6 protein-coding genes are annotated in these 7,468 nt (G+C 66.1%); 1 reads left to right on the top strand and 5 read right to left on the bottom strand.

What is annotated here, in order from left to right; genetic code table 11:
* Positions 1–243: hypothetical protein (locus IEY87_RS45485; protein ID WP_229699283.1), on the top strand; the 243-nt coding region annotated here is incomplete at its 5' end.
* A 101-nt stretch (positions 244–344) separates the two neighbouring features.
* Here IEY87_RS45485 and IEY87_RS05010 read toward each other — a convergent pair.
* The 5 genes from IEY87_RS05010 to tig all read right to left on the bottom strand — a co-directional run bounded on the left by IEY87_RS05010 (position 345) and on the right by tig (position 7,300).
* On the bottom strand, positions 345–2,912 hold the full coding sequence (locus IEY87_RS05010) for a valine--tRNA ligase (protein ID WP_308113009.1): 2,568 nt from the start codon (positions 2,910–2,912) through the stop codon (positions 345–347).
* 80 nt (positions 2,913–2,992) lie between these two features.
* Complete coding sequence (clpX, locus tag IEY87_RS05005) at positions 2,993–4,276, bottom strand: ATP-dependent Clp protease ATP-binding subunit ClpX (RefSeq protein ID WP_189137239.1); 1,284 nt, start codon at positions 4,274–4,276, stop codon at positions 2,993–2,995.
* Positions 4,277–4,451: 175 nt separating this feature from the next.
* Positions 4,452–5,075 (bottom strand): ATP-dependent Clp protease proteolytic subunit, encoded by a 624-nt coding sequence (locus tag IEY87_RS05000; protein ID WP_189137238.1) that lies wholly within the window; start codon positions 5,073–5,075, stop codon positions 4,452–4,454.
* 10 nt (positions 5,076–5,085) lie between these two features.
* Positions 5,086–5,718 (bottom strand): ClpP family protease, encoded by a 633-nt coding sequence (locus IEY87_RS04995; RefSeq protein ID WP_189137237.1) that lies wholly within the window; start codon positions 5,716–5,718, stop codon positions 5,086–5,088.
* Between the two features lie 187 nt (positions 5,719–5,905).
* On the bottom strand, positions 5,906–7,300 hold the full coding sequence (gene tig / locus IEY87_RS04990; protein WP_189137236.1) for a trigger factor: 1,395 nt from the start codon (positions 7,298–7,300) through the stop codon (positions 5,906–5,908).
* Between the last annotated feature and the right edge of the window lie 168 nt (positions 7,301–7,468).

Genomic DNA, 7,468 nt, shown 5'->3' with positions numbered 1-7,468 from the left:
AACACACTGTTGAGTTCTCAAGAAACGGACGCGTACATCCCCGCACCAACCCTTGATCAGGGCTGCGCGGCGGAGGCGCTCATTTCGTCTTCCGAAGACTATCAGATCCGGACGATTCTTGTCAAACCGCCCGATTTGGGATCTTTCGGACGCCCCTTTCGAGGCAACCCTCACAACTTACCCGAACTTTCAGCCCTTGTCCAATCGTGCGGACAGGCGGCCCGAAGATCGGGATCCATCTGAAGGAGTGTCGGGGCTGATCGGCCCCGCGTTGAAAACTGTAGCAGCCCCGGGGACGGGGAAAGTCCATTCCCCGGTAACGAATGGACCTTCCCGGTCTGTGGCTAGCTCAAACCCAGCGCGGCGAGCTGGCTTTCGAGCCGCTCGATGTCGGCCGCGGCCTGGTCAGCCCGCCCCCTGACCTTGGCCACCACGTCCTCGGGCGCCTTGGCCATGAACTGCTCGTTGCCGAGCTTGGCCACCGCTTGAGCCGCCTCCTTGCGCGCGACCGCCAGATCCTTCTCCAGTCGCTTGCGCTCGGCCGCCACATCGATGGTGCCGGCCGTGTCGATCTCGACCCCGACACCGCCCACCGCGAACCTGGCAGTGGCCGAGAACGCCTCTGACGGCTCGGTGAGCCGCAGCAGGGAGCGGATCGCCCCCTCCTGGCCCGCCAGGGTCGTACCGGCCAGCGACAACCGTGCAGCGACCTTCTGGCCGGGCTTGAGCCCTTGATCGGACCTGAACCTGCGAACCTCCGTCACCAGCTCCTGGAGGGCGACGATCTCCGCCTCCGCATCAGGATCGGTGTAACGCGGATCGGCCTCCGGCCAGGCGGCCACGACGATGGACTCGCGGCCGGTGACGGCCCGCCACAGCTCCTCGGTGACGAAGGGCACGAGCGGATGCATGAGCCGCAGCAGCGCGTCGAGCACATGCCCCAGCACCAGCCGGGTGTGCTCGATGCCGTCGCCGAGCTGGATCTTGGCCAGCTCCAGATACCAGTCGCAGACCTCGTCCCAGGCGAAGTGGTAGAGCAGGTCGGAGGCCTTGGCGAACTCGAAGTCCTCGAAGGCCGCGTCGGCCGCCTTGGTCACCGTCTGCAGCCTGGACAGGATCCACCTGTCGGCCGCCGTCAGCTCCAGTCCGTCGAGCGATCCGACGGCCGCGCCGTTCATCAGCGCGAAGCGGGTGGCGTTCCAGATCTTGTTGCAGAAGTTACGTGAGCCGGCCGCCCACTCCTCGCTGACCGCCACGTCCGCGCCGGGATTGGCGCCACGCAACAGGGTGAAGCGGGTGGCGTCGGCGCCGAAGCGCTCGATCCAGTCGAGCGGGTCGACCACGTTGCCGAACGACTTCGACATCTTCTTGCCGTACTGATCACGCACCATGCCGTGCAGGGCCACGACGCGGAACGGCGGCTCGCCGTCCATCGCGTACAGCCCGAACATCATCATCCGCGCCACCCAGAAGAACAGGATGTCGTAGCCCGTCACCAGCACGGAGGTCGGGTAGAAGCGGGCCAGCTCCGGCGTCGCCTCGGGCCAGCCGAGTGTGGAGAACGGCCAGAGCCCGGAGGAGAACCAGGTGTCGAGCACATCCTGGTCCTGGACGTAGCCCTCGGGGGGTGTCTCGTCCGGTCCCACGCAGACGACCTCGCCGGCCGGGCCGTACCAGACCGGGATGCGGTGGCCCCACCACAGCTGCCGGGAGATGCACCAGTCGTGCATGTCGTCGACCCAGTCGAAGTAGCGCTTGGCCAGCTCCGGCGGGTGGATGCGGGTGCGGCCGTCACGCACCGCGTCGCCGGCCTCCTTGGCCAGCGGCGCGACGTTGACGAACCACTGCAGCGACAGCCTCGGCTCTACGACGGTCTTGCACCGTGAGCAGTGGCCGACCGAGTGGGCGTACGGGCGCTTCTCCTCGACGATGCGGCCCTCGGCCCGCAGGGCGGCGACCACGGCGGGGCGCGCCTCGAACCGGTCGAGCCCTTGGAAGGGGCCGTGGGCGGTGACGATGCCGCGCTCGTCCATGACGGTCAGCGACGGCAGCGAGTGCCGGCGGCCGATCTCGAAGTCGTTGGGGTCGTGCGCGGGCGTCACCTTGACCGCGCCGGTGCCGAAGGCGGGATCGACGTGCTCGTCGGCCACCACGGGGATCATGCGCCCGGTGAGCGGGACCTCGACGAGCGTGCCGACCAGGTGCGCGTAGCGCTCGTCGGAGGGGTGGACGGCCACGGCGGTGTCGCCGAGCATGGTCTCGGCCCGCGTGGTGGCCACGACGATGTCGTCGGAGTAGCGGATCGAGACCAGCTCGCCCTCGTCCTCGCTGTGCTCCACCTCGATGTCCGACAGGGCGGTCAGGCAGCGCGGGCACCAGTTGATGATGCGCTCGGCGCGGTAGATCAGCCCTTCGTCGAAGAGCTTCTTGAACATCGTCTGGACGGCTCGGGAGAGCCCCTCGTCCATGGTGAAGCGCTCGCGCTCCCAGTCGACGCCGTCGCCGAGCTTGCGCATCTGCCCGAGGATCTTGCCGCCGGACTCCTCCTTCCACTCCCAGACCCGCTCGATGAACGCCTCGCGGCCCAGGTCGTGTCGGGATTTGCCGGACTTGGCCAGCTCGCGCTCGACGACGTTCTGCGTGGCGATGCCGGCGTGGTCCATGCCGGGCAGCCACAACGTCTCGTGCCCCAGCATGCGGGCCCGGCGGGTGAGCGCGTCCTGGACGGAGTGGTCGAGCGCGTGCCCGATGTGCAGGACACCGGTGACGTTCGGCGGGGGGAGGACGATGCTGTACGGCACGCGCGAGCTGCCGGGATCGGCGCGGAAGTAGCCTTCGGACACCCATCGCTCGTAGCTTCGGGTCTCGACGTCGGCCGGGGTGTACTGGGTCGGCAGCTCTGGCGTTGTCACAGTGACCAATTCTAGGGAGACGGGAAAGGGAAACGCCCCATGGAGGGCATCCACGGGGCGCTCGCGCTGGCCGGTAAGGCTTAGGCCGACTTCTCTCGTGGTGTGCGCTGCTGCTTGGCGGCGAGTTGGTCACGAGGTACGAGAGTCGGGATGGCATGCTCGATCACCGACTCGCGGGTGATGACCACTCGGGCCACATCCTGCCGGGACGGTACTTCGTACATGACCGACTGGAGCACTTCCTCCAGGATGGCGCGCAGCCCGCGCGCGCCGGTGCCCCGCAGGATGGCCTGATCGGCGATGGCCTCAAGGGCGCCGTCGGTGAACTCCAGCTCCACGCCGTCGAGCTCCAGCAGCTTGTGATACTGCTTCACCAGGGCGTTGCGGGGCTCGGTGAGGATCTGGATGAGCGCCTCGCGGTCGAGGTTGTGCACCGAGGTGATGACCGGCAGGCGGCCCACGAACTCGGGGATCATGCCGAACTTGAGCAGGTCCTCGGGCATCACGTCGCCGAAGATGTCGGCCGTGTCGACCTCTTCCTTCGAGCGGATGATGGCGTTGAAGCCGATGCCCTTCTTGCCGATGCGCGACTCGATGATCTTTTCGAGGCCCGCGAAGGCGCCACCGCAGATGAACAGCACGTTGGTGGTGTCGATCTGGATGAACTCCTGGTGCGGATGCTTGCGGCCGCCCTGCGGAGGAACCGAGGCCGTGGTGCCCTCGAGTATCTTCAGCAGCGCCTGCTGCACACCCTCACCGGAGACGTCGCGCGTGATGGACGGGTTTTCGCTCTTGCGAGCGATCTTGTCCACCTCGTCGATGTAGATGATGCCGGTCTCGGCCTTCTTGACGTCGTAGTCAGCGGCCTGGATGAGCTTGAGCAGAATGTTCTCGACATCCTCGCCGACGTAGCCCGCCTCGGTGAGTGCGGTGGCGTCAGCGATGGCGAAGGGCACATTGAGCATCTTCGCCAGTGTCTGGGCCAGCAGTGTCTTGCCCGAGCCCGTGGGGCCGAGCAGCAGGATGTTGCTCTTGGCCAGCTCTAGGCCGTCGTCTCTGCCCCGGTCACCGGACTGCACCCGCTTGTAGTGGTTGTAGACCGCCACCGAGAGAGCCTTCTTCGCCGAGTCCTGACCGATGACGTAGGCGTCGAGGAACTCGTAGATCTCCCTCGGCTTGGGCAGGTTGTCCCACTTGAGCTCGGAGGACTCGGAGAGCTCCTCCTCGATGATCTCGTTGCAGAGATCTATGCACTCATCGCAGATGTAGACGCCTGGACCGGCAATGAGCTTTTTGACTTGCTTCTGACTCTTCCCGCAGAAAGAGCACTTCAGCAGGTCTCCCCCGTCGCCGATGCGTGCCACCCCAGATACTCCTTTGCGTGGGACCGTCCTGCTCCCGCGATCCGTATCCTCCGGACCCGGTCCGAACCGCTCAGGTTTCGACGTTACCGTCTTCTGGGCCCACAGTGAGCCCCCTAGCGGCGAGTCGCACCGGAACGTGCCCTATTGGGCAGCGCTCCGGTGCCTGACGTCTCGTCTAGGAAGCGACGGCCTGAGCTCGCTTCTTCCTGGACGGGATGATGTCGTCGATCAGACCATACGCCTTTGCCTCGTCCGCGTTGAGAATTTTGTCGCGTTCGATGTCCTTGCGGACTTCGGCGGAGGACTTCCCGGAGTGCCGCGCCACGATGTCCTCAAGGAGGTTTCGCATGCGAAGGATCTCTCGGGCCTGGATCTCGATGTCACTTCCCTGGCCGCCGCCCTCGGTGGACGGCTGGTGGATCAGCACCCTGGCGTTGGGAAGCGCGAAGCGCTTGCCCGGGGTGCCGCCGGCCAGCAGCACGGCCGCGGCGGAGGCCGCCTGGCCGAGGCAGACGGTCTGAATCTCCGGCCTGACGAACTGCATCGTGTCGTAGATCGCCGTCATGGCCGTGAAAGAACCACCGGGCGAGTTGATGTAGATGCTGATGTCACGGTCGGGGTCGAGCGATTCGAGCGTCAGCAACTGGGCCATGACGTCGTTGGCCGACGCGTCGTCGATCTGCACTCCGAGGAAGATGATGCGATCCTCGAAGAGCTTGTTGTACGGGTTCATCTCCTTCACGCCGTAGGACGTGCGCTCGACGAAGGAGGGGAGAACGTAGCGGCTTTGGATGTTCACTTTAGCTCCCCTAAGAGACGGGGCCCTGCGAGGGCACCTGCCGCGCGCTTCGCACGACGTGGTCGATGAAGCCGTAGTCCTTGGCCTCATCGGCCGTGAACCAGCGGTCGCGGTCGGAGTCTGCCTCGATCTGCTCCAGCGGCTGACCGGTGTGGACCGCGATCCGCTCGGCCAGCGTCTTCTTCACGTAGAGCATCTGCTCGGCCTGGATGGCGATGTCCGCCGCGGTGCCACCGATGCCGCCCGAGGGCTGGTGCATCATGACGCGGGCGTGCGGAAGGCCGAAGCGCTTGCCACGCGCCCCTGCCGAGAGCAGGAACTGCCCCATCGAGGCCGCCAAGCCCATCACGACCGTGGAGACGTCGTTGGGCACATACTCCATCATGTCGTAGATCGCCATGCCGGCAGTCACGGAGCCGCCAGGCGAGTTGATGTAGAGAGTGATGTCGCGCTCCGGATCGTCCGCGGCCAGCAGCAGCAGCTCGGCACAGATCCGGTTGGCGATCTCGTCATTGACCTCCTGGCCGAGCACGATGATGCGCTCGCGCAGCAGGCGCTGGTAAAGCTGGTCCTCAAGCCGGAACGACGTGCCGTTCTCACGGCCGCGCGACTCAGGCTGAAAGGAGGTCGGCGGGCTGGTCACAGCTTCACCTTCCGATGCGTCGTAATCGATTGGCTTTGCTTGTGACCCTAACGCGCGCCGCCCACAGCTCATGCCCGGTCTACGGGCTGTTCGCTGACGGCGCAGGTTCGGGTCGGCGGACGCTATCTCCAGGTAAGCACGAAGCCCCCAGGCCAGAGCGACTGGGGGCTCGGTGCTCAGGCGGAGGTCACGCCTCGTTCTTCTGCTCTGCGGGCTCCTCAGCGGACTCCTCGGCGTCCTCCTCGACGGCCTCTTCACCGCTGATCTCGGTGTAGATGGCCTTGAGGTCGACCTCGTTGCCCTCGCTGTCGACGATCTTGGCAGCGTCGCCGATCACGGACTTGGCCTTGTCGCGGACGATCTCGACCATGGCCAGCGTGAGCTGGTCGTTGTCGGCCAGGTGCTGGGCCAGCTGGTTGGGCTGGACGCCCATGTCCATGGCGCGGCGGACGACGAAGTTGGTCAGCTCCTGCTCGGAGACGCCCAGCTCCTCCGACTTGACGATCTTGTCGAGCACGAAGCCGACCTTGATCGCCTTGGCGGAGCTGGTCTCGAACTCGCTCAGGCGCTCCTCCTCCGTCGTCTGGTTCAGACGGAAGAACGCCTCGCGGCTCAGGCCGCTCTCGGCGATCTGGTGCTCGAGGTTGTGCGTGCGGGCGTCGAGCTCGGCCTTGAGCGCGCTGTCCGGGATCGGGATCTCGATCTGGTCCAGCAGCGTGTCCAGCGCCTTCTCGCGGGCCTCGACGACCTGCTCGATGAGCTTGTTGCGGCGGGCACCCTCACGGATGCTGTCCTTGAGCTCCTCCAGCGTGTCGAACTCGCTGGCGAGCTGGGCGAACTCGTCGTCGAGCTCGGGCAGGACCTTCTCCTTGACCGACTTGACGTTGATGATCACGTCAGCCTCCTCGCCGGCGTTCTCGCCGCCGACGAGCTCGGTCCTGAAGCTCTTCTCCTCGCTCGCGGACATGCCCTCGAGCGCGTCGTCGAGGCCCTGCAGCACAGAGCCGGCGCCGACCTCGTAGGAGACCTCGCTGGCCTGCTGCTCCTCGATGTTCTTGCCGTCGATCTCGGCCCGCAGGTCCATCACGACGAAGTCGCCGGTCGCGGCCGGGCGCTCGACGCCGGTCAGCGTGGCGAACCGCTGGCGCAGCGCGTCGAGCTGGGTGTCGATGTCGGCGTCGGAGACCTCCGCGGACTCGACGCTGACCTCGATGCCCTGGTAGTCGGGAACGTCGAAGTTGGGCCGGATGTCGACCTCGGCGGTGAACTCGATCTGCTCGCCGTCCTCGATCTTCGTGACCTCGATGTCAGGCTGGCTGACCGGGAACACGTCCACCTCGTCGACGGCCTGCCCATAAAGCTTGGGCACCGCGTCGTTGAGGGTCTCCTCCAGCACCACCGCCCGGCCGAAGCGCTGCTCGATGATGCGGGCCGGGACCTTGCCAGGACGGAACCCGGGGACGCGCACCTGCTGCGCGACCTTCTTGTATGCCGCATCCATGCTCGGGCGCAGCTCGTCGAACGGCACCTCGACAGTGAGCTTGACCCGGGTCGGGCTGAGCTCCTCGACAGCGGTCTTCACGGGGTGGTCTCCTTGATCAAGCTTCGAGTGATCGCGGGCACGTCCATTCGGTTACGGCTCGGGCGCCGCGCCCACGTGATCTGCGCTGGGCATGCTCCGCCACGGCGGGATCCAAGCGCCGTCTGTCAGTCTAGGGCAGGCTGGGCAGCTCTCAGAACTCTTCCGCGA

The organism is Nonomuraea glycinis (assembly GCF_014646515.1).
Taxonomy (GTDB): Bacteria; Actinomycetota; Actinomycetes; order Streptosporangiales; family Streptosporangiaceae; genus Nonomuraea; species Nonomuraea glycinis.
This window is presented reverse-complemented; position numbering and strand designations above follow the sequence as displayed.